Source organism: Verrucosispora sp. WMMA2121 (assembly GCF_027460185.1).
Lineage (GTDB): Bacteria > Actinomycetota > Actinomycetes > Mycobacteriales > Micromonosporaceae > Micromonospora > Micromonospora palythoicola.
Genome location: NZ_JAPZBH010000004.1, coordinates 608527 through 631527, shown reverse-complemented (window position 1 = coordinate 631527; position 23001 = coordinate 608527). Strand labels below are relative to the sequence as shown.

Sequence of the window (23001 nt, the reverse complement as noted above, 5' to 3'; positions counted from 1 at the left end):
ATCAGGTGACGGCGGGGGTGCCGGAGTCGGCGGCCCGGTCGCGGGGGCGTTCGTCGACCACCCCGGCGAGCCGGCGGGCCTCGCGGCGGGCGATCCAGCCGTAGCCGACCAGGGTCATCGCCGCGAAGATCCACCACTGGACGACGTAGCCGAGGTTCTGCCAGTTGTTGGTGTGGCCGATCGACACGGCCCGGAACGTCGGGTCGGCGGCCGGCGTCTGCTCGTCAAGAAGCACGTACGCGCCGTGCACCGGGTAGGGCAGCGCGCCGGCGAGCTGAGGCACGGAGACCCGGCGGCTCTCCAGGCGGCCCTCGCGGCGGGACACCTTGGCGTCGCCGCTCTCGCTCGCGTGCACCCGACCCTCGACGGTCACCTCACCCGCCGGTGCCGGTGGCACGTCCGGCTGCGCCACCGCCCCACCGGGGGCGGGTGGGATCCAGCCGCGATCCACCAGGACGGCGGTGCCGTCGGTGAGCAGCAGCGGGGTGACCACCTCGAAGCCGACCCGGCCCTCGGCCGTGCGGCCCCGCACCAGGACGATGTTGTCGGTGTCGTACCGGCCCGTCACGGTGACTCGGGTGAAGGTCCGCTCCTCCGCCGGTGGCGCACCGACGGTGCCCGGACCGCCGGTCGGCGCGGGCAGCGCCTCGCGCAGTGGCACGGGATCCATCCGCAGGCCGGCGTCGATGCGTTCGTTGATCGCGGTGCGGCCGTGGTAGCGGTCCAGCTGCCAGTTGCCGAGCAGCACCATCACCGTGGCGGCGGCCAGGGCCAGCACGAGCAGGCCCAGCCAGCGCGGGGTCAGCAGGAACCGGTACACGCCACGAGGTTACCCGTGTGACCGCCGCCACTGTGCCGAGCCGTCGGGGCGTCCACGCGCCGTTGTCGGCGCCGGGCCGCCGCAGGCAGTGAGCCCGGCCGGAATCCGGTGCCGCAGACCTCGTGGTGGCGGAGCGTACGCGCGTCGGGGCCCTCCGCCACCGACCGGCTGACCTGGCCCGGACGAGGTGGCGGAGGGTGCGTGTCCGGCGTCCGGTTCAGCTATCGTCACGCGGGCGGAGCGCGCCGACGGTCGGCACGCCGACCGCTCGCGAGGAGTCGATGATGACCGTCGTGCCGCGTCTGGTGCTCAGTGCCCCCTCGTCCGGACACGGCAAGAACGCGCTGGCGATCGGTCTGCTCGCCGCGCTCGCCGACCGGGGCCTCGACGTGGCCGGCTTCAAGATCGGGCCCGACCAGGTGGATGCGGCGTACCTCGGGCTGGCCAGCGGCCGACCCGGGCGCACCCTGGACCCGCGGCTGGTCGGTGCCGAACGCGTCGCCCCGCTGCTGCTGCACGGTGCGCAGGGCACGGACCTTGCGGTGGTACAGGGCAGCATGGGTCTGTACGACAGCCTGACCGGCCGGAGCGAGACCGAGTCGACCGCCGCCGTCGCCACCGTGCTGCGCAGCCCGGTGGTGCTGGTGGTCGACGTCGCCGCGATGGGCCAGTCGGTGGCCGCCCTGGTGCACGGCTTCCGGGCGTACGACGAACAGTTGTGGATCGGCGGGGTGATTCTCAACCGGGTCGCCTCCGCCCGGCACGAGGCGCTGCTGCGGGAGGCGCTCGACGACATCGGTGTGCCGGTCTACGGCGCGCTGCGCCGTCAGGATCTGCCCTCGGTGCTGCCGTCGCGCCGGCACGGCGTGGTGCCGGTGCTCGAAGGCGCCGGTGAGGCCACCCGGGCGGTCCGGCGGTTGGGTGAGGCGGTGACCGCCACGGTCGACCTGGAGCGGCTGCTCGGGCTGGCCCGCTCGGCACCGGCGCTGGGCGTGCCGCAATGGTCGCCGCCGAACACCGCCGAGGCTGTCCCGGCCCGGCCAGCCGGCGCCGCTCCTCCGGTCGTGGCGCTGCTCGGCGGACCGGGCGGCAGCTTCAGTCACGCCGAGACGCCCGAGCTGTTGCGGGCCGCCGGTGCGGAGGTGATGACGCTCGACCCGTTCGCCGACGAGGCGCTGCCGGCCGGCACCCGTGCCCTGGTGGTCGGCGGAGCGCTGCCCGAGTCGTACGCGGAGCAGCTCTCCGCCAACCGGCGGCTCTGCATCGCGGTCGCCGAACTGGCCCGCACCGGCCGACCGGTGGTCGCCGAGGGCGCCGGCCTGCTCTGGCTGGCCCGCGAACTCGACGGGCTGCCGATGTGCGGGGTGATCGACGCGATCGGCAGTCTGCGGGACGGGCTGGTGGTCGGCTACCGCGAGGCGACCGCTCAGGGTGACAGCGTGGTTGCCGCCCGTGGTGACGTGGTGGTCGGGCACAAGGAGCACCGCGCGGTCCTCACCCCCCGGGGCGGGCAGCGTCCGGCGTGGAGCTGGCCGGGCGGCGCGCCGGAGGGATTCATCTGGCGGGGTGTGCACGCCTCCCAGCTCGTGCCGCACTGGGCCGCGTACCCGCAGATCGCGACGCGGTTGGTGGCCGCCGCTGCGGCCGAGCCGGCCACGGTCCCGGTCGGGCCCGGCGGCGGTGTCCCGGCCGGGCCGGCGGGTGTCGCTCCGGGCGACCCGGCCGGTGCGGTGGCGTCCGAGCCGGTCGCCGGGCCGTCGGCCTGAGCATCAGCCGACGATCCGGTCCGACGGTGGGACGAAGTCCCGCGCGGGTTTGCCCTTCAGGGCGTCGCGGAGCGTGTTCGACACCGCCGCGATCGGGATCTGCGACTGGCCGTCACCCACCGCGTTGAACGGATTGTCGGGGTCGGAGATGAAACTGGCCGCCGCCAGTTCCGGCGTGTAGCCGACGAACCAGGCGGATCGGGTGCTGTCCGTCGTACCGGTCTTGCCGGCCACCGGGCGGCCCACCGTGCCGCGCACACTGTCGGCCGTGGACCAGCCGCCGCAACTGCCCTTGGCCGGGGTGTCACCGGTGGGGCAACGGGCGGCGTCGGTGGCCGCGCGCGCCGCGTCGGCGCTGACCACCTGGCGGCAGCGTGGCTTGGCGACCTCCCGTTCGATACCGCCGGGTGTGGTGTAGGTGGCCGGGGTGCCGTCCCGGTTGTAGATGGCGTTCACCGGCAGCGCCTCGCAGTAGCGCCCGTCGGCCGCGACCGCCGCGTAGGCGTTGGCCATCTCCAGCGGAGTGGCGTCGGAGACGCCCAGGGTGAAGGCGCCCCACTTGTTGGCCTTCGCCGGGGAGGCGTGCTCCCGGTCCACGTCGGTACGCCAACGCAGCCCCAGTTGCTCGGCGAGCCGGACGGCCCGTTCCGCCCCGACCTGCTCCTCCAGCCAGACGAAGTAGGTGTTCACCGACTTACCGAAGCCGGACCACATGGTCTGCGTGCCGCTCATCGCGCCGCTGGCGTTCGAGGGCTGCCAGCCGTCGTAGACCTCGGAGCGGTAGCTGTGCGGCGCGTTGAAGGTGGTGTTGAGCGGCATGCCGGCGTCGAGGGCGGCCAGCATGGGGAACATCTTGAACGTCGATCCGGCCTGGTAACCGGGCAGGTCACCACCGCCCATCAGGGGTGCCACGGTGTTCGGATAGTTGGCCCGCACCTCCGGACCCGCCTCCGGGTTGGAGCTGAGCGGATTCTCGTCGACCTCGAGCGAGTAGGTGCGGTTCACCGCCATCGCCTTTACCCGCCCGGTGCCGGGTTCGGAGACCACGATGCCGTTGGCGAACGGGCTGCCGGTGTTCGACTCGGTGCCGACGTTCTTCTCCGCCGCCGCCTGGATCTTCGGGTCCATGCTCAGCACGATCCGGTAGCCGCCCCGGCGTAGCTTGTCCAACCGCTGGAGCGGGTTCGCACCGAACGCCGGCTGGGCGCTCCACCAGTTCTTCAGGTAGTCGCAGAGGAACCCCCAGCTGTTCCACTTCTCGGGCACCGCCGCGCAGTCGTTCGGCGGATAGGTCAGTCGGAGCCGGATCGGCTCACCCTTCGCCGCCTGCGCGGAATCCGGTGAGACATAGCCGAGACGTGCCATGTTGTCCAGCACGTAGTTGCGTCGGGCGGTGGCCTCCTTCTGGTCCGAGCTGGCCGGGTCGTACTGGGAGGGTGACTTCACCAGCCCGGCGAGGGTGGCCGCCTCGACGGCGGTCAGCTCCTTGGGGGTCTTCGAGAAGAAGATCTCGCTGGCGGCGTAGATGCCGTACGCGCGGTGCCCGAAGTAGGCGGAGTTGAGGTACCGCTCCAGGATGTCCTCCTTGCTCAACTCCTTCTCCAGGTCGACCGCCATGCGCATCTCCTTGATCTTGCGCGTCGGGGTCTGCGCGGTGGCCTCCTGCACCTCTCTGGGGTTGGTGGCGCTGTCGCGCAGCGCCATCCGGACGTACTGCATGGTGAGCGTGGAGGCTCCCTGGGAGACGCCGCTGGAGCGGGCGTTGGCCACGAAGGCGCGGGCGACGCCCTTCGGGTCGACGCCGTGGTGCTGGTAGAAGCGGTTGTCCTCGGCGGCGACGATGGCCTGCTGCATGCTGGGCGAGATGTCCGACAGCTTGGTGTACTGCCGGTACTCCTCGAAGAACATGGTCAGCACGGTCCTGCCGTCGGGCGCGTACAGGTAGGAGGTCTCGGCGGGCAGGGCGGTGGTCAGCAGCCGGGTCTTGCTCTCCACGGCGTGCGCGGTGGCCTTGGCGCCGATACCGGTCACCGCGACGGCCGGGTACGCGGCGGCGGCGACGACGATGCCGGCGATCAGCCCGGCGCGGAGCAGTGGAACGAGACGACCAGCGGCAGCAAGGGGTCGGTAGCTCACCCCGTCAAGTTATGACATTTCCGATTCAAGCATGAGAAATACTCATGAAGTGATGCGTGGTGATGCGGCCCACCCGCCGGGTTGCTGTCCCCCGCGCCGCCTTCCCGGCAGGATCGCGGTCATGCATGGGCAGCTGAGCACCACACCCACGACGGCGGCCGAACCGGATCTGACCCACCACGGCGACGCCGAGGTCGCCACGGGCCTGGTCGACCTCGCCGTCAACGTGCGACGCGCCCCGCTGCCACCCTGGCTGGCCGGGCCGATCACCGCGTCGATGACCGACCTCGCCGCGTACCCGGACCCACGCCCGGCCCGCGCCGCCGTCGCCGCCCGGCACCGTCGCCCACCGGAGGAGGTGCTGCTCACCGCCGGAGCCGCCGAGGGCTTCGTGCTGCTCGCCCAGGCACTGCGCGGGGTACGCCGGCCGGTGGTGGTGCACCCGCAGTTCACCGAGCCGGAGGCCGCGTTGCGGGCTGCCGGACACCCGGTGGAGCGGGTGCTGCTCGACGCGGCGGACGGTTTCCGGCTCCACCCGGATCGGATACCCGCCGACGCCGACCTGGTGATGATCGGCAACCCGACGAATCCCACCTCCGTACTGCATCCCGCCGCCGACCTCGCCGCACTGGCCCGCCCCGGTCGGGTACTCGTGGTCGACGAGGCGTTCGCGGACACCGCCGCCAGGACCGGCGTGCCCGGCGAACCCGAATCGCTTGCCGCCCGCCGGGACCTGCCGGGACTGCTGGTCGTACGCAGCCTCACCAAGACGTGGGGGCTGGCCGGGCTGCGGATCGGTTACCTGCTCGGCGAGGCCGCGCTGCTGCGCCGACTGGCCGCCGTACAGCCGCTCTGGGCGGTTTCCACCCCGGCGCTGGCCGCCGCCGAGGCCTGTGCGGGCCCCGAGGCGGCCCAGGCCGAACGGGCCATCGCCGAGCAGCTCGCGGCCGACCGCGAACATCTGGTCGCGCGGCTGTCGGCCCTGCCCGGGGTGCGCGTGGCCGGTCGTCCGGCCAGCGCCTTCGTGCTGGTGCGGATCTCCGGCGCGGACCGGATCCGGGACCGGCTGCGGGCGCGTGGCTGGGCGGTACGCCGGGGCGACACGTTCCCCGGGCTCGGTCCGGACTGGCTGCGGATCGCAGTTCGGGACCGGACGACCACCGACGCTTTCACCACCGTGCTGGCCGAGATCATGGAGGCATGATGCTGGAGAACACCATCGCGGCCGTCGGCCCGCTCGACGAGTCGGCGATGACCGCGGCGCGGCAGTTGCAGGCGCGCCTGACCAAGCCCGCCGGTTCGCTCGGCGTCTTGGAGGAGTTGTCCGTACGCCTCGCCGGCCTGGCCGGCAGCTGCCCGCCGCCGGTGCCCGACCGGGCGGCGGTGGCGATCTTCGCCGGTGATCATGGCGTGCACGCCCAGCGGGTCAGTCCCTGGCCGCAGGAGGTCACCGGGCAGATGGTCGGCAACTTCCTGGCCGGTGGAGCGGTGGTCAACGCCTTCGCCCGGCAGGCGGGCGCCTCGGTGACCGTGATCGACGTCGGGGTGGCGACCCCGCTGCCGGAGGCCGACGACCGCCCGGACGGTTCCGGTGCGCCGCGCGGCGGCGTACCGGAACCGGCGGTGCCCCGGCTGCTGAAAACACCGATCCGGCGCGGTACCCGGGACATGACCGTCACCGCCGCGATGAACCGGCAGGAGGCGCTGGCAGCGGTCGAGGTCGGCATCGGCGTCGCCGGCGACCTGGTCGACGCCGGTGCCGGAATTCTGCTGACCGGTGACATGGGGATCGCCAACACCACCCCGGCCGCCGCCCTGGTCGCCGCCTTCACCGGGGCCGACGCCGCCGAGGCCACCGGCCGGGGGACCGGCGTGGACGACCCGACCTACCAGCACAAGATCGAGGTGGTCCGGGCCGCGCTGCGCCGGCACCACCCCGACCCGGCGGACCCGCTCGGTGTGCTGGCCGCAGTCGGTGGGCTGGAACACGCCGCCCTGGCCGGGTTCGTGCTCGGCGCCGCGGCACGCCGCGTACCGGTGCTGCTGGACGGGGTGATCGCGGTCTCCGCAGCGCTTGCCGCGGCGGCCTTCGCCCCGGACTCCGTGGCGGCCATGGTCGCCGGTCACCGTTCCGCCGAGCCTGGCGCGACGGTCGCGCTGCGACAGCTCGGCCTCACCCCCCTGATCGACCTCGGACTGCGGCTCGGTGAGGGCACCGGTGCGTTGCTGGCTCTCCCCGTGGTCACCGGCGCGGTCCGGGTACTGCACGAGGTGGCCACCTTCGACTCCGCCGGGGTGGCCGAGAAGTGAGCGAGCGAACCCTTCGGGCTGCCGCCCGCTTCGTCGGGCACCACCGGTGCGCGGAGCGAGGCGGCATGAGCGGGCGTGCGATGCAACGATCAGGTCCGGCAGTGGCCGTGCCGCGCCGCTGCCCGGCGAGGCGGTCGGCAGCGTGAGCACCAATTCCTATCCCCTCGGGCTCCGGCTGGCCGGACTCCGCGTGGTGGTGGTCGGCGGGGGAGCGGTGGCCACGCGGCGGGTCCCGGCGCTGCTCGACGCGGGCGCGGACGTACTGCTGGTGACGCCGGAGATCACCCCGGCGCTGCGCGCGCACGTCGACGCCGGGCGGCTGCGCTGGGCGGCACGCCGGTTCACCCCGGACGATCTCGACGGCGCCTGGCTGGTGCAGGTCGCCATCGACGACCCGATCGCCGCCGCGGAGGTCAGCGCCGCCGCCGCCCAACATCGGATCTTCTGCGTACGCGCCGACGACCGGAACGCGGCGACGGCCTGGACCCCGGCCGTGACCCGGTACGGCCCGGTCACCGTCGCGGTGCACGGCGGCGGCGACCCACATCGCGCGGTGAGCGTCCGCGACGCCATCCGTACCCTCCTGCAACACGAGCGGAAGCCACTGGAGCCGACCGAGCCGGAAACCCCGGCGAACCGTCCCGCTGACGGGGGCGGCCGTCCTGGTCGGGTCGCCCTGGTGGGTGCCGGACCCGGTGACCCGGAACTGATCACCCTCCGTGGATGGCGGCTGCTCAGTGAGGCCGACGTGGTGGTCGCCGACCGGCTGGTGCCCGGACTGCTCCTGGACGAACTGCGCTCGGGCGTGGAACTGGTGGACGCCTCCAAGATCCCCTACGGCCCGTCCCGGACGCAGGAGGAGATCAACCGGATTCTGGTGGACCGGGCGTCGGCGGGCGCCTTCGTGGTCCGGCTCAAGGGCGGTGACCCGTACGTCTTCGGCCGGGGCGGCGAGGAGCTGCTGGCCTGCGCGGCGGCCGGAGTACCGGTCACCGTGGTGCCCGGGGTGACCAGCTCGATCGCCGCACCGGCCGCGGCGGGCATTCCGGTCACCCACCGGTCGGTGGCACACGAGTTCACCGTCGTGTCCGGGCACGTCGCGCCGGAGTCGCCGGACTCCCTGGTCCGCTGGGAGGCGCTGGCCGGGCTACGCGGCACGCTGGTGATCCTGATGGGCCTGAAGAACCTACCGTCGATCGCCAGCACGCTGCTGGCGCACGGACGGGCGGCCGGTACGCCGGCCGCGGTCATCCAGGAGGCCACCACCGGCGGTCAGCGGATCGTCCGCTGCACGCTCGGCGAGGTGGCCGAGGCGGTGACCGCTGCGGGGTTGCGTCCGCCGGCGGTGGTCGTGGTCGGTGACGTGGTCGAGGCACTGGGGGCGGCCGGGCTGGACTGAGCGTTTGCTCTGGGTTTCCGACTTGTTGGGTGGTTGCGGTGGGGCTGGGGGCGACCGTGCCCGGCTCCGGGCGGTCAGGCTTGATCCCTGCGCCGGGCACGGTCGCCCCCAGCCTGACCTGGGCAGCCCCCGCGCGGAGGTAGGGCGGGTCAGCCCGGGTGGGGTTGACAGTCTGCTGTCTGCTGGGCGGTTCTGTCGTCTGCTGCTGCTGGCTGGTTGATCTGGCTGCCGTCGGTGCGCTTTCTGCTGGATATACGCCGCTGGCCGGCACCCGGGTTGGGGTGCCGGCCAGCGGCTTTCTGCTCCCCCCTGTGGAGGAATGTTCGTGGTGGTCAGCTGGTGGTTGTCAGCTGGTCCAGTGCTGGGCGACGAGGTCGGCGGCCTGCTGTTCCCACTGGGCGTAGTGGTCGGGGTAGGCCGAGACCTGCACGGTCTGCGCGGCCTGGGTCAGCGGCATGTCCTGCCAGCCGTCGACCTGCTTCAACCCCTTCAGGAACGCCAGGGTGGAGTACTCGGGGTCGGTGATCTGCTCCACCGTGCCCCAGCCGGAGGAGGGGCGCTGCTGGAACAGGCCCTGCGAGTCGTGGTCGTTGCGGTCACCCAGGTGACCCAGGTTCTCCAGCTTCGACTCCTGCAACGCGGTCGCGATCGACACCACGGCGGCACGCTCGTCCATGCCGGCCTTCTTCGTCGCCGCGATGATCGCCTTGACGTTGTCGATCTGCTCGTCGTTCAGGTCGACGTGCGACTGGTTGCTCGGCACGCCGTGCGGCAGCAGCTTGCTGGTGTCCGGCTTGTCGGCCTGCACCGCCGCGACCGGGTTGCTGGTGACCGGGGTGGTGTCGGCGTGGGCGGCCACCGGACCGGCGAACAGACCACCGGTGAAGGCCAGACCCGCGATACCCAACACGCTCTTACGCAGCATCGTGTTCATCACAAAGCTCCATTCGGGGGTCGACGCACAGCCACACCGAGGGGGATCGGTCAGGCGCACGCAAGCACCAGAAAGGCGCTCAAAGAAAGGGGGGAAAGTCCTCCGGCACGCGGGGCGTATCCGCCGCTTCGCATCGCCGGGACCATGTCCAACGACCACCGGCCCGCCATCATTCCCCGGGGACCCACACCCATCGGGGCGGGCGGTGTCCTCCACGGTCGTTCGGGGATGTCCAACGACCACCGGCCCGCCACCATTCCCCGGCGGCCCGCACCCACCGGGGCGGGCGGTGTCTTCCTCGGCCGTTCACCCGTACACAACGCCCCCGGGGCCCGCACCCATTCCACCCCGAGCCACGCCCGGAACCCGACACCCACCCCAAACCCGACAACCGCCACCCACAACCCGCAATCTTGGTCCGACAACGCCCCCCAAGGGGCACAATCGCACCAAGATCCACACCAAACGCTGGCCCCTCCCGCACGACAAGGAAGGATGCGGGCTCGCATCCGCCGCGCCCGCCGCACCGGCCCTGGGGTCAAGCCCGACCGCCCAAAACCGGCGTAGCACCCAAACCCCCCGGGCGGCGCCCGACACCCCAAAGGCACCCACAGCGTTGACCATGAGGTTAGCGGCAGTTTTGGAGATCATAAACGCCGCCAACCTCATGATCAACAGGGAAACCGGGGGGTGAGGTGTGCGTGGAGGCGGCCGGAGACGGGGGTCTCCGGCCGCTTTGGTGTGGGCGATTTGTTACTGCTTGAGCATGTTGTCGAGGAGCAGGGCGCAGCGGACCACGCCGAGGTGGCTGTACGCCTGCGGGTGGTTGCCCAGGCCGCGCTCGGCCAGCGGGTCGTACTGCTCGGGCAGCAGGCCGGTCGGACCCGCCGTGTCAATCATCTGCAGGAACAGTTCCTCGGCGTCGGTCCGCCGGCCGGTGCGCAGGTACGCCTCGATCAGCCAGGCCGTGCAGATGTGGAAGCCGCCCTCGCGACCGGGCAGCCCGTCGTCCCAGTGGTAGCGGTAGACGACCGGGCCGCTGCGCAGATCCGCCTCGATCTTCAACACGGTGGAGAGGAAGCGGGGATCGTCGCCGGCCAGCAGTCCGGAGATGCCGATCCAGAGCGACGAGGCGTCCATGTCCTCGTCGCCGTACGCGACGCTGTACGCCTCGGCGTGCTCGTGCCAGCCGTACTCCAGCACGTTGGCGCCGATCCGGTCGCGCAGTTCCACCCACTCCGGGCGGTCCTCGCCGCCGTGCTGACGCATCACGTGCAGCGCCCGGTCGACGGTCATCCAGCACATGACCTTCGAGAAGACGTGGTGCCGGGGTGGTAGGCGGGCCTCCCAGATGCCGTGGTCCGGCTCGTGCCAGCGCCGGCGGACCGCCTCGACCATGTTCTCCAGCACCCGCCACTCCTCGGCGCGTACCGAGCCGCGCACGTCGGCGGTGGCGGCGATCAGGTCGGCGATCGGGCCGAAGACGTCGAGCTGGAGCTGGTGGTTGGCGAGGTTGCCGACGCGTACCGGGCGGGATCCGGCGTAGCCGGGCAGGGTGTCGATGACCGCCTCGGCACCCAGCTCGAAGCCGTCGACCGTGTAGAGCGGGTGCAGCCGTTCGGGGTGCCCACCGGTGCGCTCCACACAGCCGTCGACCCAGCGCAGGTACGCCTCGGCCTCGGTGATCGAGCCCAGGTCGACCAGGGCCCGGGCGGTCATCGCCGCGTCCCGCAGCCAGCAGTAGCGGTAGTCCCAGTTGCGTACTCCGCCCAGCTCCTCGGGCAGCGAGGTGGTCGCCGCCGCCAGGATCGAGCCGGTGGCCTCGTGGCAGAGGGCGCGCAGGGTCAGGGCGCTGCGGGCGACCAGGTCCCGGGCGGTGGTCGGCAGCCGCAGCGAGGCCACCCAGTCCTTCCAGGGGCGCTCGGCGGCGGCCTGCCGCTCGTGGATCGGTAGCCGGTGGTGTTCCAGGCTGTGCGTACCGAAACGCAGCTCCAGCACCACCTGGCCGCCGAGCGCGGCGAGGTCGACCACCGCCTTGGCGGTCTCGTACCCGCCGTCGTTGCCGACCTCCCACTGCACGCCGGGGGAGTAGAGCGCCACCGGCTCGTTGGAGCCGAGCACCAGCAGGCCGTCGCCGAGCGGCTGAAGCTGCACCGCCACCTGGCCGAACTCCGGCCGGGGTGCGAACTCGATCCGGACCCGGCCGGTGCCGGTCAGCACCCGGATCAGGGTCGAATCGCCAGAGATGATCGCCGGGCCGTCCGGCGTGGCCTTGGGATCCGGCTTGTCCAGCCAGTCGGTGACGGTGAGCCCGGACCAGCGGGTCTCCACGGTCATCGTGCCCGACCGGTAGCGCTGGCCCAGTGGAATGCCGCCCCGCTCCGGTGCGACGCTGAAGTGCCCGGCCGGACTGCCACCGACCAGATCCGCGAAGATCGCCGCCGAGTCGGGCTTGGGGTTGCACAGCCAGCTCACCTTGGCGTCCGGCGTGAGCAGTGCGACCGTCCGACCGTTGGCCAGCATCGAGTGCCGCTCGATCGGCACCGCCCGCTCACCGAACAACCAGTGCCGTCGGGTCTCCAGCAACAACCCCAGCGCCCGGGCGGCCTCGATCGGCTCGGCCACCCGGTAACCGGCCTTCGTCTCACCCGGGCCGATCTTGATGCCCACGTCCGGGCCGTGCAGGTTGCCGAAGGCGTTCTCGTCGGTCACGTCGTCGCCGATGAAGAGCACCGCACTGGCCGAGAGCTGGGTGCGCAGCTGGTCGACGGCGGTGCCCTTGTGGGTGGCCACGACGGAGAGCTCGATGACCTCCTTGCCCTGGGTGACGGTGACGTCTGGCCAGGTCGCGGGGCCGTTGCGGACCGCGTCGATGGCGGCGGCGGCGACCTGGGGAGCCACCCCCCGGGTGTGTACGGCGACACTTGCCGGCTTGCGTTCCAGCCGGACACCGGGGTGGGCCGCAGCGATGTCCCGCAGGGCGTCGCGCAGCCGGGCCCGGACGGCGATCAGTTCGGGGGAGAGCCGCTCGACGAAGCCGATGTCGAATTCGGAGCCGTGACTGCCGACCAGGTGGACCTCGCTCGGCAGCCGGGAGAGGGCGGCCAGGTCGCGCAGCGCGCGGCCGGAGACGACCGCCACGGTGGTCTGCGGCAGCGCCGCCAGGGCCCGCACCGCCGCCACCGACTCCGGCAACGGTACGGCCTTGCTGGGGTCTTCCACGATCGGCGCGAGCGTGCCGTCGTAGTCGCAGGCGACCAGGAGCTGGGGTACCCGGGCGATGCGCCCGATGGCGGAGCGCAGTTCCGGATCCATCGGGCCCGCGACGGGCGTGCTGTTCTCGTTGGACGCCGCGTTCACGCTGCCTCCATGTCGGGCACACCGAGTTCGGTGAGGAAGGACTTCGCCCAGTGCCCCACGTCGTGGGTGCGCAGATGGCGTTGCATTGTCCGCATACGGCGACGAGCCTCCGGCTTCTCCACATGCACGGCCCGTAGCAGAGCGTCCTTGACCGCGTCTGGGTCGTGCGGGTTGCACAGGAACGCCTGACGCAGCTCGGTGGCGGCGCCGGCGAACTCACTGAGTACGAGTGCGCCCCCGTGGTCCGCCCTTGACGCGACGTACTCCTTGGCCACCAGGTTCATTCCGTCTCGCAGCGGAGTGACCATCATCACGTCGGCGGCGGCGTACATCGCAGCCAGTTCGGTCCGACTGTACGACTGATGCAGATAATGCACCGCCGGCACACCAACCCGGCCGAATTCGCCATTAATCCGACCAACCTCGCGCTCAACCTTGACGCGAAGTGCCTGGTAGTGCTCCACCCGCTCGCGGCTCGGTGTGGCAACCTGCACCATAACCGCGTCGGGGACTGTCAACTTTCCGTCAGCCAGCAACTCGCGGAACGCCTTGAGGCGCAGCTCGATGCCCTTGGTGTAGTCGAGCCGGTCGACGCCGAGGATGATCGTCCTGGGATTGCCCAGCTCCTCGCGGATCTCCTTGGCCCGCGCCTGGATCGCCGGGTCGGCGGCCAACCGTTCCATCTCCTTGGTGTCGATGGAGATGGGGAACGCGCCGGCCTTGACCTGGCGGCCGTCCACCTGGATCATCTGGCCCTCGTACCGCAGCCCCAACAGGTGCCGGGCGAGTCGGACGAAGTTCTGCGCGGCGAGCCGCTGCTGGAACCCGACCAGGTCGGCGCCGAGCAGGCCGCGCAGGATCTCGGTGCGGAACGGCATCTGCATGAACAGCTCGATCGGCGGGAACGGGATGTGCAGGAAGAAGCCGATCCGCAGGTCGGGGCGCAGCTCCCGGAGCATCGCCGGCACCAGTTGGAGCTGGTAGTCCTGGACCCAGACCGTGGCCCCCTCGGCGGCGACCTCCGCCGCGGCCTCCGCGAACCGGGCGTTGACCAGGCGGTACGCCTCGCGCCAGCGGCGCTTGTAGGCGGGTGTCTCGACGGCGTCGTGGTAGAGCGGCCAGATCGTGGCGTTGGACTGCCCCTCGTAGTAGCGCTCCAGCTCCTCGGCGCTCAGTGGCACCGGGTGCAGCCGGATGCCCTCCAGGTCGAACGGCTCGGGGGCCGCGCCGGTGCCGCCTGCCCAGCCGACCCAGGTGCCCTGGTGCTCGGCGAGAACGGGATGCAGCGCGGTGACCAGCCCGCCGGGGCTGCGTCGCCACTGCCGTCCCTCGGGTGTGCTCACCTCGTCGACCGGCAGTCGGTTCGCCACTACGACAAAGGAGCTACGGACGGTCACGATCGGCCACCTCCGGGTGCTGACGGGTCCACCGCGATGAGCGTACTGAGCGTAGCTGCGGTGTCTGTTCCCCTGTGCCGGACTCACCTACCCGTGCCGAACTCGGCGAACCCTGGACGTGATCATGTTTACAGGTGCGCTCCCGCCGCCGGTGGTCGGGGCGCTGGCCGGACCCGCTGGACACCGTCTGGCGGGGCGATGTGGGCGCGGTCCGGCGTACCTGTCAGGATTGACGACGGCGTGCGTGCGGCCGGCTGCCGGCCGACGGCGGCGGACAGCGGCCCTGGCCCGCGCCCGTGGCACGCGAAATCGGCGATCGACAGCGACGGAGGAGCCCGCACCGTGGCCCAGTTCATCTACGTCCTGGACAAGGCGCGCAAGGCGCACGGCGACAAGGTCGTGCTCGACAACGTGACGCTGAACTTCCTGCCGGGCGCCAAGATCGGGGTGGTCGGTCCGAACGGCGCCGGTAAGTCCAGCCTGCTCAAGATCATGGCGGGCTGGGACCAGCCGAGCAACGGCGAGGCCCGGCTGATGCCCGGCTTCACCGTGGGAATGCTCGCGCAGGAGCCGCCGCTCAACGACGCCAAGACCGTCCTCGGCAACGTCGAGGAGGCGGTGGCGGAGACGAAGGTCAAGCTGGAGCGGTTCAACAAGATCGCCGAGCAGATGGCCACCGACTACTCCGACGAGCTGATGGAGGAGATGGGCCGGCTCCAGGAAGAGCTGGACCACGCCGACGCCTGGGACATCGACTCCAAGCTCGAACTCGCCATGGACGCGCTGCGGTGCCCGCCGCCGGACGCCGACGTGACCCAGCTCTCCGGCGGTGAGCGCCGTCGGGTCGCGCTGTGCAAGCTGCTGCTGGAGGCGCCCGACCTGCTGCTGCTCGACGAGCCCACCAACCACCTGGACGCCGAGAGCGTGCAGTGGCTGGAGCAGCACCTGGCCAAGTACGCCGGCACGGTCGTCGCCATCACCCACGACCGCTACTTCCTGGACAACGTGGCCAACTGGATCCTGGAGCTGGACCGCGGCCGGGCCTACCCGTACGAGGGCAACTACTCCACCTACCTCGAAAAGAAGGCCGCCCGGCTGGCGGTCGAGGGTCGCCGCGACGCCAAGATGAAGAAGCGCCTGGCCGACGAACTGGACTGGGTGCGCTCGAACGCCAAGGCTCGGCAGACCAAGTCCAAGGCCCGACTCGACCGGTACGACGAGATGGCCGCCGAGGCGGAGAAGACCCGCAAGCTGGACTTCGAGGAGATCCAGATCCCGCCGGGCCCCCGCCTGGGCAACACGGTCATCGAGGCGAACGGCCTGACCAAGGGCTTCGGCGACCGGCTGCTGATCGACAACCTCTCCTTCTCGCTGCCCCGCAACGGCATCGTCGGCATCATCGGGCCGAACGGCGTCGGCAAGACCACCCTGTTCAAGACCATCGTCGGGCTGGAGGAGCCGACCGGCGGCCGGGTCCGGGTCGGCGAGACGGTGTCGCTGTCCTACGTCGACCAGAACCGTCAGGGCCTCGACGGGGACAAGACCGTCTGGGAGGTCGTCTCCGACGGGCTGGACCACCTCATGGTGGGCAAGGTCGAAATGCCCTCGCGGGCGTACATCGCGGCGTTCGGCTTCAAGGGCCCCGACCAGCAGAAGCCGACGAAGGTGCTCTCCGGCGGCGAGCGCAACCGGCTCAACCTGGCGCTGACGCTGAAGATCGGCGGCAACGTCATCCTGCTGGACGAGCCGACCAACGACCTGGATGTGGAGACCCTGTCCAGCCTGGAGAACGCGTTGCTGGAGTTTCCCGGCTGCGCCGTGGTGATCTCCCACGACCGGATGTTCCTGGACCGGGTCGCCACGCACATCCTGGCCTGGGAGGGCGACGACGAGGACCCGGCGAAGTGGTTCTGGTTCGAGGGCAACTTCGAGGCGTACGAGAAGAACAAGGTCGACCGGCTCGGCGCCGAGGCGGCCCGTCCGCACCGGGTGACGTACCGCAAGCTGACCCGGGACTGACCGGGCGATCCGTCGTGGCTGACCGGTTCGTCTACCGCTGCACCCTGCGCTGGTCCGACCTGGACGCGTACGGCCACGTCAACAACGCCCGCTTTCTCACCCTGTACGAGGAGGCCCGGGTGGCGTTGATGTTCGTCGGTGCCCGGGCGTACGGGGTGGACTCGTTCGCCGAGGGCGTGGTCATCCGCCGGCACGAGGTCGACTACCTGCGGCCGGTGGACTACGCCCTCGACCGGGCCACCGTCGAGACCGCGCCCACCGTCCGGATCGAGCTGTGGGTGGAGCAGTTGCGGGCCGCTTCCTTCACCGTCGGCTACGAGATGTACGACGGCGAGCTGCTCATCAGTCGGGCCCGCTCGGTGCTGGTGCCGTTCGACCTGGCCCGGCAGGTACCCCGGCGGCTGAGCGAGCCGGAGCGGACGTTCCTGCTCGGCTACGCGGCGCAGGTGGTGCCATGAGCACCGGACACGGCATCGTCGACAGCGCCGACGCCGGGGCGTTCCTGGCCCGGCTGGTCCGGTTGGAGCGCGCCGCCCTGGTCCGGCTGAGGCCGGCCGCTGCCGGCGCGCGTACCGCCCTCTGGGCGCGGCTGCCGTGGGAGGTACTGGCCGTGCGCACGGTGGCTGGGGCGTGCCCGGCTGACGTGACCGTCGCCGCCGGGCAGTTGCTCGCCGAACTCGCGGCCGGCGGCGCGGACCTGCCGGCCCGGCACGACGCGCAGTGGCGGTGGGCCCTGCCGCCGGCCGTCAGTCGTCGGGTCGAGACGCTGCCGGGCGGGGAACTGCGCCGGCTGGCCGAGGCGGCGGCGGGCACCCTGCGCGCGGCGGCCGAGCACGGCGTCGGTGGCCGGGCGGTGGGGCAGCGGGTGCTGCGCGACGCCCTGCTGGACCACGTGGCGGTGGTGGTCACCCCCGACGACCAGCCTGACCGTCCGGTGGAGGTGACTCAGCGGATGGTCCAGGGTCTGGTTCGCATGGGTTTCCTCGCCGCCTCGGAGGACTCGTCAGACGCTGACGGCGTGCAGGTGCGGGCGGCTGGCCGATGGGTCGGACTGGTGGGACCGTACGGAGCCATCTGGTCGCAGAAGGCCACGGATCTTGTCGTACGGCCATCCGTGACTCATCCGAACGGCTGACCGCTACCCATCCTTCCGGTTTGGTGCTGGCGTTGGGGGGGTGCTTCGTTCCGGCTGTCCGGGTACCGTCCATCCTCGGATCCACCCACTGTAGGCGACCGGATCCGCTGGGGAGTGAGGTGCGCGAGCGATGCCGTGGTGGTCATGGCGTCCAGGTCCCGCCAGTGGCGGTGACCCGGAAACTCGAAGCAGGATCATGGTGGAAGGTACCGTCCGGGTCGGCCCGCCGGCGCCCCGCCAACCGGGCGACGACTGCCCGGCTGCGGAGCGTCCGTTGATCGCCGACATGCCAGCCACCGTCGAACAGGTCACCCTGCGCCGGATCTGCGACGCGCTGGACCTGCTCGACGTGCGTTACCTGGCCGACGGCGACGGCAACCTGCTGGCCATGTGGGAGCGGCACGCGGTGCTGGTCACCCTCGAGGGGCCGGAGGACGAGATCCTCGTGCTGCGGGCCCGGCCACACGCGACCGTGCCGCCGGACTGGGCGGACCGGGCCTACCGGGTGGTCAACGAGTGGAACCACACCAGACGCTTCTGCAAGGCGTACGTGGGTGATCCCACCGAACGTGGGCAGCTGCCGATCTACGCCGAGTTGCAGGTGCCGCTCGCGGCCGGTGCCCACGACGCGCTGCTGGTCGAGTTGCTCGACTGCGGTGCCGCGGTGGCCACCAGCTTCGTCGACTGGCTGCACGACGAGGGCGCCCTGCTCTGACCGGGGCGACGTCGTCAGACCGGTCGGGTGGTACGACGGCGGTCAGCCGTGTGCCGCCGGGTCCGACATGTCGTTGACCATGAAGTACGCCGACCGCTCCAGGTAGTTCCACAGTTCCGCGGCGAGCGCCGGAGGCAGGTCGAGGTGGTCGACCGCCCGGCGCATGTGACCCAGCCAGGCGTCGCGTTCGGCGGCACTGATCCGGAACGGGGCGTGGCGCATCCGCAGCCGGGGGTGGCCCCGCTGCGTCGAGTAGGTGTTCGGGCCACCCCAGTACTGCATGAGAAACAGCCGCATCCGGTCGGCGGCCGGGCCCAGATCCTCCTCCGGATACATCGGGCGCAGCAGCGGATCGGCGGCGATGCCGGCGTAGAACTCCTCGACCAGCCTGCGGAACGTGGGCTCACCGCCGACGGCGTCGAAGAAGGTGACCGCCTCGCCGTGGCCTTCGGACTCACCTGCGGGATTCACCGTTCCATCCTGCCAGGCCCGCCCCGGCGCCCGCCCGGCCGGCACCGGGTGAACGAGAGTGGCTCAGGTCACCGCGTGCCGTGGCCGGCCCGGCCCCACGTGCCCCGGACCGGGATCGTCGGAGGAGCCGTCCTGCGGCCCGCGGGCGGGGCCCATGGTCCCGTCGGTCGCGGTGGAGGCGGCCCGGGCGGTCTCGACGGAGGCGGCCACGGTCTGCTGGTCGGGCCAGCGCAGGGCGACGAGCGACATCAACATCACCCCGGCCAGGCTCCACAACCCCACCACCAGCGGGATCGGAAACCGCTCGGCGAGCAGCCCGGTCACCAGTACGGCCGCGCCCTGGATGACCTGCACGCCCGTCGCCATGACACCGAACGCCCGAGCCCGGAAGCCGTCCGGCAGGGCCTGGACGAAGAGCCCGTTGGCCGTCGGGAGCAGCCCGGCGACCGCGAAGCCGCAGAGGGCGGCGAGCAGCGCCACCACGATCGGCGGCGGATCCAGCAACGAGGGCACCAGCGCCAGCGGGGCAATCACGGCCAACGGCCGGAGCAGCAGCAGTCGCCGGGCCGGTGCGACGGCACGACCGATGATCAGACCACCGAGGATGAAGCCGGCGGGGGTGGCCGCCATGATCACCGCCTGCGCCAGTCCCGGGTCCATGTTCTCCCCGGCGTGTTCGTTGGCCCAGGCCGCCGCCAGCCCCTCGGGCACGATGGAGAAGAGCATGGCACTGAAGACCAGGACGGCGATCGCCCGCAGCACCGGTGTCTGGAAGACCATCCGGAACCCCGCGGCGGTCTCCCGGAGCAGGTGACTACGGTGAGCGCTGCTCATCGCCGGTGGCCGGTCCCGCACCCCGAGCCGGACGAGCAGGGCCGACAGCGCGAACGCACCCGCGTTCATCAGCAGCGCGGCGGTGGGGCTCACCGTCGCGACGGCAGCGCCGAGCAGGTAGCCGACCACCTGGGCGGCCTGTCCCACGCTGCCGTTGACGGACAGTCCGACGACGAGCCGGTCTCCGGGCAGGATCAACGGCAGCAGTGCCGAGCGTGCGGCCTGGCTCGGCGGATTCGCCAGCGTGGTCGCGAACAGTAGCGCCAGGATCACTGGCACCGGCATCCCCGGGACGGCGACGAGCAGCATCAGCGCCATCCGGACGAGGTCGCAGACCACCATCACCTGACGGAACCGGTGCCGCTCGGCGATCGTGGCCAACAACGGACCGCCGACCAGCCAGGGCAGGTAGCTCACCGCGAAGGCGGCCGCCGACAGCGCCACGGACTCGGTTTCCCGATAGACCAGGAGGGTGACGGCCGCGCGGGCGACGTAGTCACCGAGCCAGGTCAGCGTGCTGGCCGCGAAGACGGCCCGATACTCACGCTGGGCGAAAACCTCCCGGAAGGTGGCCGGCCCTTCCGGAGAAGGTCGCTCGTCGGACACCATCGCCTCCATCGTCCCGGTGTCTGGCCACTCGTGATGGCGGCCCGGGACCATCGTCAGGTCTGCAGATCAGCGAGGACGTGACACCGCTCGGTAAGCGTGTGCACCGGATTCTGCCCGATCGTCTGACAACTGGCTAGGGCGAACGGTTGGTTGGTCGCATCTCCGACTGAACGAACGGACGATACCCGAGGGGGTCGGTCGGACGCGACCCCCGCCGGTCGGCTCAGGTTGCGCCGCCCTGACCGGTCTCGGGGTCCGTTCGAGTAGGTAGACCGGGGTAGAGGCGGCCCGCCGCGATCCTCGCCGTGATACCCGAGTTCTCCAGCGCCTCGGCGAGTCGGCGACGCAGCTCGCGGGCCACACTGAACTGACCGTCGGCGGTGGTCTTCACCACCGTACGGATCACCGTGCCCTCCACCGTGACCTGCTCGACGCCCAGCACCTCCGGCGGCTCGACGATCGACGGGGCCAGCTCCGGGTCCACCGCGATCGAGGCGGCGGCGGTACGCAGCACGGCCGTCGCCTCCTCGGTGCCGGCGAAACCGATTGGCAGGTCGACCACCACCAACGCCCACCCCTGGCTCTTGTTACCCACCCGGACGATCTCGCCGTTGCGGATGTACCAGAGCACTCCTCGGGCGTCCCGGACGGTGGTGACCCGTAGTCCGACCGCCTCGACCACGCCGGAGGCCTCGCCGAGATCGACGTTGTCGCCCACCCCGTACTGATCCTCGATCAGCATGAACAACCCGGCGATCAGGTCCTTGACCAGGCTCTGCGCGCCGAAACCGAGCGCGACGCCGGCAATGCCCGCGCTGGCGAGCAGCGGTGCCAGGTCGAAGCTGAACTCCTTGAGCACCATCAGCAGGGCGATGCCGAAGATGAACGCGGTGGTCAGGCTCCGCAGCACCGAGCCGATCGCCTCGGCGCGCTGCCGGCGACGCTCCGGGACGAACTCGCCCGGCTCGGTGGCGGCGGTCGGGATGCGCTCGCGCAGCGGGCGGAGCATGGTCGGCACCCCGGCGTCGCTGGTGGTGCGCACCAGGCGGCGGATCGTGCGGTGCACCAGCCACCGGGCGGCCAACGCCAGCAGCAGGATCATGATGATCCGTAGTGGCTTCACGAGGATCCAGAAGCTGCCCTCGGCGAACCACACCGAGTCGGTCCAGTTAAAGACGATCTTGCACAGGGCCTCGTCCAGGCATTCCGGACTGGGCGTCTCGACCGGCTCCGGGCGGGACGGGGCGGGGGTGGGGCTGAGGCTGCTGACGGTCACCCTGTTTTCGTACCGCAACCGACGGGCGGCCCCGCCGTCGACCCACCGGTCGGTGCCGCCCGGCCGGTCGGGCGGGCGGAGGGAAAGCACCGGCCGTACCCAGGATTAGTACGTGCATTCCCGGGTCCGATCAGGGACGATTGGCGCAGCGGACGTCGGTGATCCGGCCGGCGTCGACGTGGTGTGGGGCTGTGCCCGACGCCGGTCGGCGGTGGCGAGTGGTAAGCCGCTTGACCGGAAGGGTGACGCGATGCCTGACATACGACCCACGGTGGGCTCCGGCGCGCTGGTCCTCAACGCCACCTACGAGCCGCTGTGTGTCGTGTCGGTACGTCGGGCCGCGATTCTCGTGCTCTCGGCCAAGGCGGTCTGTGTCGCCGACGGTGAGGGCATCCTGCACAGTGCCCGCAGTGCGCTGCCGGTGCCCTCGGTCGTCCGGCTCACCCGGTTCGTCCGGGTGCCCTACCGCACCCACGTGGGCCTGTCCCGGCGGGCGATCTTCGCCCGGGACGGCTGGCGGTGCGCCTACTGCCGTGGGCCGGCGGAGACCATCGACCACGTCTTCCCCCGTAGCCGCGGCGGCCGGCACGCCTGGGAGAACGTGGTCGCCGCCTGCGCCAGGTGCAACCACACAAAAGGCGACAAGACCCCTGCCGAGCTGGGCTGGCGACTGCACTCGTTGCCGACCGCCCCGAAGGGGATCGCCTGGCGCGTGCTCGGCCACCGCGCCCCCGACCCGCGCTGGGCCGACTGGCTGGACCTCCGCGAACCCGAAGCCGCCTGACCCAACGAACACGCGCCGCCTGCGACCGGCCTGCCCACTCAGATCTCCCACCAGCCTGCGCGGACGACACTCTGCGCTGCCAGGCGGCGAGTACGCCGAACAGGTTTTCGGGGGAGCCCGACCCGCGCAGGGATCAAGCCTGACCGCCCGGAGCGGGTCGGGCTCCCCCGAAAACCCCCAACAGCAACACCTAACGAGCCTCGACCAGCGAAGCGAACACCACGACGTTGTCCGCGTACCCCGTCTCCCCGCCGACCCACCGCCCCCCACACGTGATCAACCGCAGCTGCGGACGGCTGAAGTCACCGAACACGTCGTCCGTGGGTAGTCGTTCCTTGCCGAACCGATCGACCCGGTCCACCTCGAAGATCGCCACCGAGCCGTCCGAGCGGGCGACCTCGACGCGGTCGCCGGCGCGCAACTGGGGCAGCTGGTGGAAGACGGCCGGTCCGGTGGTGGTGTCGACGTGCCCCACGATGACGGCCGGGCCGTACTGGCCGGGGGTGGGCCCCTGGTCGTACCAGCCGGCCTCCTGGGCCCGCTCGGCCGGCGGCGCGGCGATGCTGCCGTCGGGCGCGATGCCCACGTTGTGCACCGGAGCGGCCAGGTCGATCTTGTTGATCTCGATGCCGACCGGCTCGCTCGCGGCCAGCAGCGGAAACTTCCTGGGCGGCGGCGCCAGCCCGGCGATGAACCGGTCCGGTAGCACGCTCAGCCCGGTCATCCGCTCGACGCCGAGCATCGCGATGATCAGCAGCATCAGCGAGCCGATCACCAGCACCGGTAGTCCCGGACCGGAGTGACCGGAACGTCCGGTCCCCACCGCCCGGGTGGGGCGTCGCCTGGGCGGTAGCGGTGCCGCCGCGGGATCGGGCGTGGCGACGCTCGCCGAACCGACCTGCGCGGCGACCCGGACCAGCCGGCCGGCCGCGGCGACCGTTCGCCGCCAGGCACGTCGGCCCCGACGGCCGGTACGGCGTGGACCGGGGCCCGGTTCCGGCGCGGGTACGCGGAAGCCCGCCATGGTGACGGTGGG

Annotated in this window: 18 protein-coding genes; 9 read left to right on the top strand and 9 right to left on the bottom strand. The window is 71.6% G+C overall.

Annotated elements, in window-relative coordinates:
• Position 1: 1 nt before the first annotated feature.
• Entirely contained in the window at positions 2-820 is an 819-nt protein-coding gene (locus tag O7605_RS03570; RefSeq protein ID WP_269737881.1) for an SURF1 family cytochrome oxidase biogenesis protein, read from the bottom strand.
• 284 nt (positions 821-1104) lie between these two features.
• Here O7605_RS03570 and O7605_RS03565 point away from each other — a divergent pair, with 284 nt between their 5' ends.
• Entirely contained in the window at positions 1105-2586 is a 1482-nt protein-coding gene (locus O7605_RS03565) for a cobyrinate a,c-diamide synthase (RefSeq protein ID WP_269737880.1), read from the top strand.
• Between the two features lie 3 nt (positions 2587-2589).
• On the opposite strand, the gene O7605_RS03560 is transcribed toward O7605_RS03565, so the two are convergent.
• Entirely contained in the window at positions 2590-4722 is a 2133-nt protein-coding gene (locus O7605_RS03560; protein WP_269737879.1) for a transglycosylase domain-containing protein, read from the bottom strand.
• Positions 4723-4843: 121 nt separating this feature from the next.
• Here O7605_RS03560 and cobC point away from each other — a divergent pair, with 121 nt between their 5' ends.
• The 3 genes from cobC to cobA all read left to right on the top strand — a co-directional run bounded on the left by cobC (position 4844) and on the right by cobA (position 8431).
• Positions 4844-5926, top strand: coding sequence for an Rv2231c family pyridoxal phosphate-dependent protein CobC (gene cobC / locus O7605_RS03555; RefSeq protein WP_443083863.1), 1083 nt, complete (start codon positions 4844-4846; stop codon positions 5924-5926).
• Positions 5926-7032, top strand: coding sequence for a nicotinate-nucleotide--dimethylbenzimidazole phosphoribosyltransferase (cobT, locus tag O7605_RS03550; protein ID WP_269738697.1), 1107 nt, complete (start codon positions 5926-5928; stop codon positions 7030-7032). The genes cobC and cobT overlap by 1 nt, the downstream gene beginning before the upstream one ends.
• A gap of 142 nt (positions 7033-7174) precedes the next feature.
• The gene (cobA, locus tag O7605_RS03545; RefSeq protein ID WP_269737877.1) at positions 7175-8431 is read left to right on the top strand and encodes a uroporphyrinogen-III C-methyltransferase; all 1257 of its coding nucleotides are present in this window, start codon (positions 7175-7177) and stop codon (positions 8429-8431) included.
• Positions 8432-8777: 346 nt separating this feature from the next.
• Here cobA and O7605_RS03540 read toward each other — a convergent pair whose 3' ends face one another.
• The 3 genes from O7605_RS03540 to O7605_RS03530 form a co-directional block, all read right to left on the bottom strand.
• Entirely contained in the window at positions 8778-9365 is a 588-nt protein-coding gene (locus O7605_RS03540) for a hypothetical protein (RefSeq protein WP_269737876.1), read from the bottom strand.
• 753 nt (positions 9366-10118) lie between these two features.
• Positions 10119-12680 carry a trehalose-phosphatase gene (otsB, locus tag O7605_RS03535; protein ID WP_269738696.1) on the bottom strand — a complete coding sequence of 854 codons (2562 nt, stop codon included), beginning with the start codon at positions 12678-12680 and terminating at the stop codon, positions 10119-10121.
• A gap of 41 nt (positions 12681-12721) precedes the next feature.
• Positions 12722-14122 carry an alpha,alpha-trehalose-phosphate synthase (UDP-forming) gene (locus O7605_RS03530; RefSeq protein WP_119579773.1) on the bottom strand — a complete coding sequence of 467 codons (1401 nt, stop codon included), beginning with the start codon at positions 14120-14122 and terminating at the stop codon, positions 12722-12724.
• Positions 14123-14464: 342 nt separating this feature from the next.
• Here O7605_RS03530 and ettA point away from each other — a divergent pair, with 342 nt between their 5' ends.
• The 4 genes from ettA (at position 14465) to O7605_RS03510 (ending at position 17991) form a co-directional block, all read left to right on the top strand.
• The gene (gene ettA / locus O7605_RS03525; RefSeq protein ID WP_269737875.1) at positions 14465-16141 is read left to right on the top strand and encodes an energy-dependent translational throttle protein EttA; all 1677 of its coding nucleotides are present in this window, start codon (positions 14465-14467) and stop codon (positions 16139-16141) included.
• Between the two features lie 14 nt (positions 16142-16155).
• Positions 16156-16599 carry an acyl-CoA thioesterase gene (locus O7605_RS03520; RefSeq protein WP_269737874.1) on the top strand — a complete coding sequence of 148 codons (444 nt, stop codon included), beginning with the start codon at positions 16156-16158 and terminating at the stop codon, positions 16597-16599.
• Complete coding sequence (locus tag O7605_RS03515) at positions 16596-17276, top strand: hypothetical protein (protein ID WP_269737873.1); 681 nt, start codon at positions 16596-16598, stop codon at positions 17274-17276. Before O7605_RS03520 ends, O7605_RS03515 begins: the two co-directional genes overlap by 4 nt.
• 130 nt (positions 17277-17406) lie before the next feature.
• Positions 17407-17991 (top strand): YbjN domain-containing protein, encoded by a 585-nt coding sequence (locus tag O7605_RS03510; RefSeq protein WP_164447459.1) that lies wholly within the window; start codon positions 17407-17409, stop codon positions 17989-17991.
• A gap of 42 nt (positions 17992-18033) precedes the next feature.
• On the opposite strand, the gene O7605_RS03505 is transcribed toward O7605_RS03510, so the two are convergent.
• From O7605_RS03505 to O7605_RS03495, 3 genes are all read right to left on the bottom strand, one after another.
• Positions 18034-18462 (bottom strand): globin, encoded by a 429-nt coding sequence (locus O7605_RS03505; protein WP_269737872.1) that lies wholly within the window; start codon positions 18460-18462, stop codon positions 18034-18036.
• A gap of 63 nt (positions 18463-18525) precedes the next feature.
• Positions 18526-19905, bottom strand: coding sequence for an MFS transporter (locus tag O7605_RS03500; protein WP_269737871.1), 1380 nt, complete (start codon positions 19903-19905; stop codon positions 18526-18528).
• 223 nt (positions 19906-20128) lie between these two features.
• Positions 20129-21181 (bottom strand): mechanosensitive ion channel family protein, encoded by a 1053-nt coding sequence (locus O7605_RS03495; protein ID WP_269737870.1) that lies wholly within the window; start codon positions 21179-21181, stop codon positions 20129-20131.
• Between the two features lie 250 nt (positions 21182-21431).
• Between O7605_RS03495 and O7605_RS03490 the strand changes: the two genes are divergently transcribed.
• Positions 21432-21965 carry an HNH endonuclease gene (locus O7605_RS03490; protein WP_164447455.1) on the top strand — a complete coding sequence of 178 codons (534 nt, stop codon included), beginning with the start codon at positions 21432-21434 and terminating at the stop codon, positions 21963-21965.
• Between the two features lie 190 nt (positions 21966-22155).
• Here the strand turns inward: O7605_RS03490 and O7605_RS03485 are convergent, their stop codons facing one another.
• Positions 22156-22989 (bottom strand): class F sortase, encoded by an 834-nt coding sequence (locus O7605_RS03485; RefSeq protein WP_269737869.1) that lies wholly within the window; start codon positions 22987-22989, stop codon positions 22156-22158.
• Positions 22990-23001: the final 12 nt, after the last annotated feature.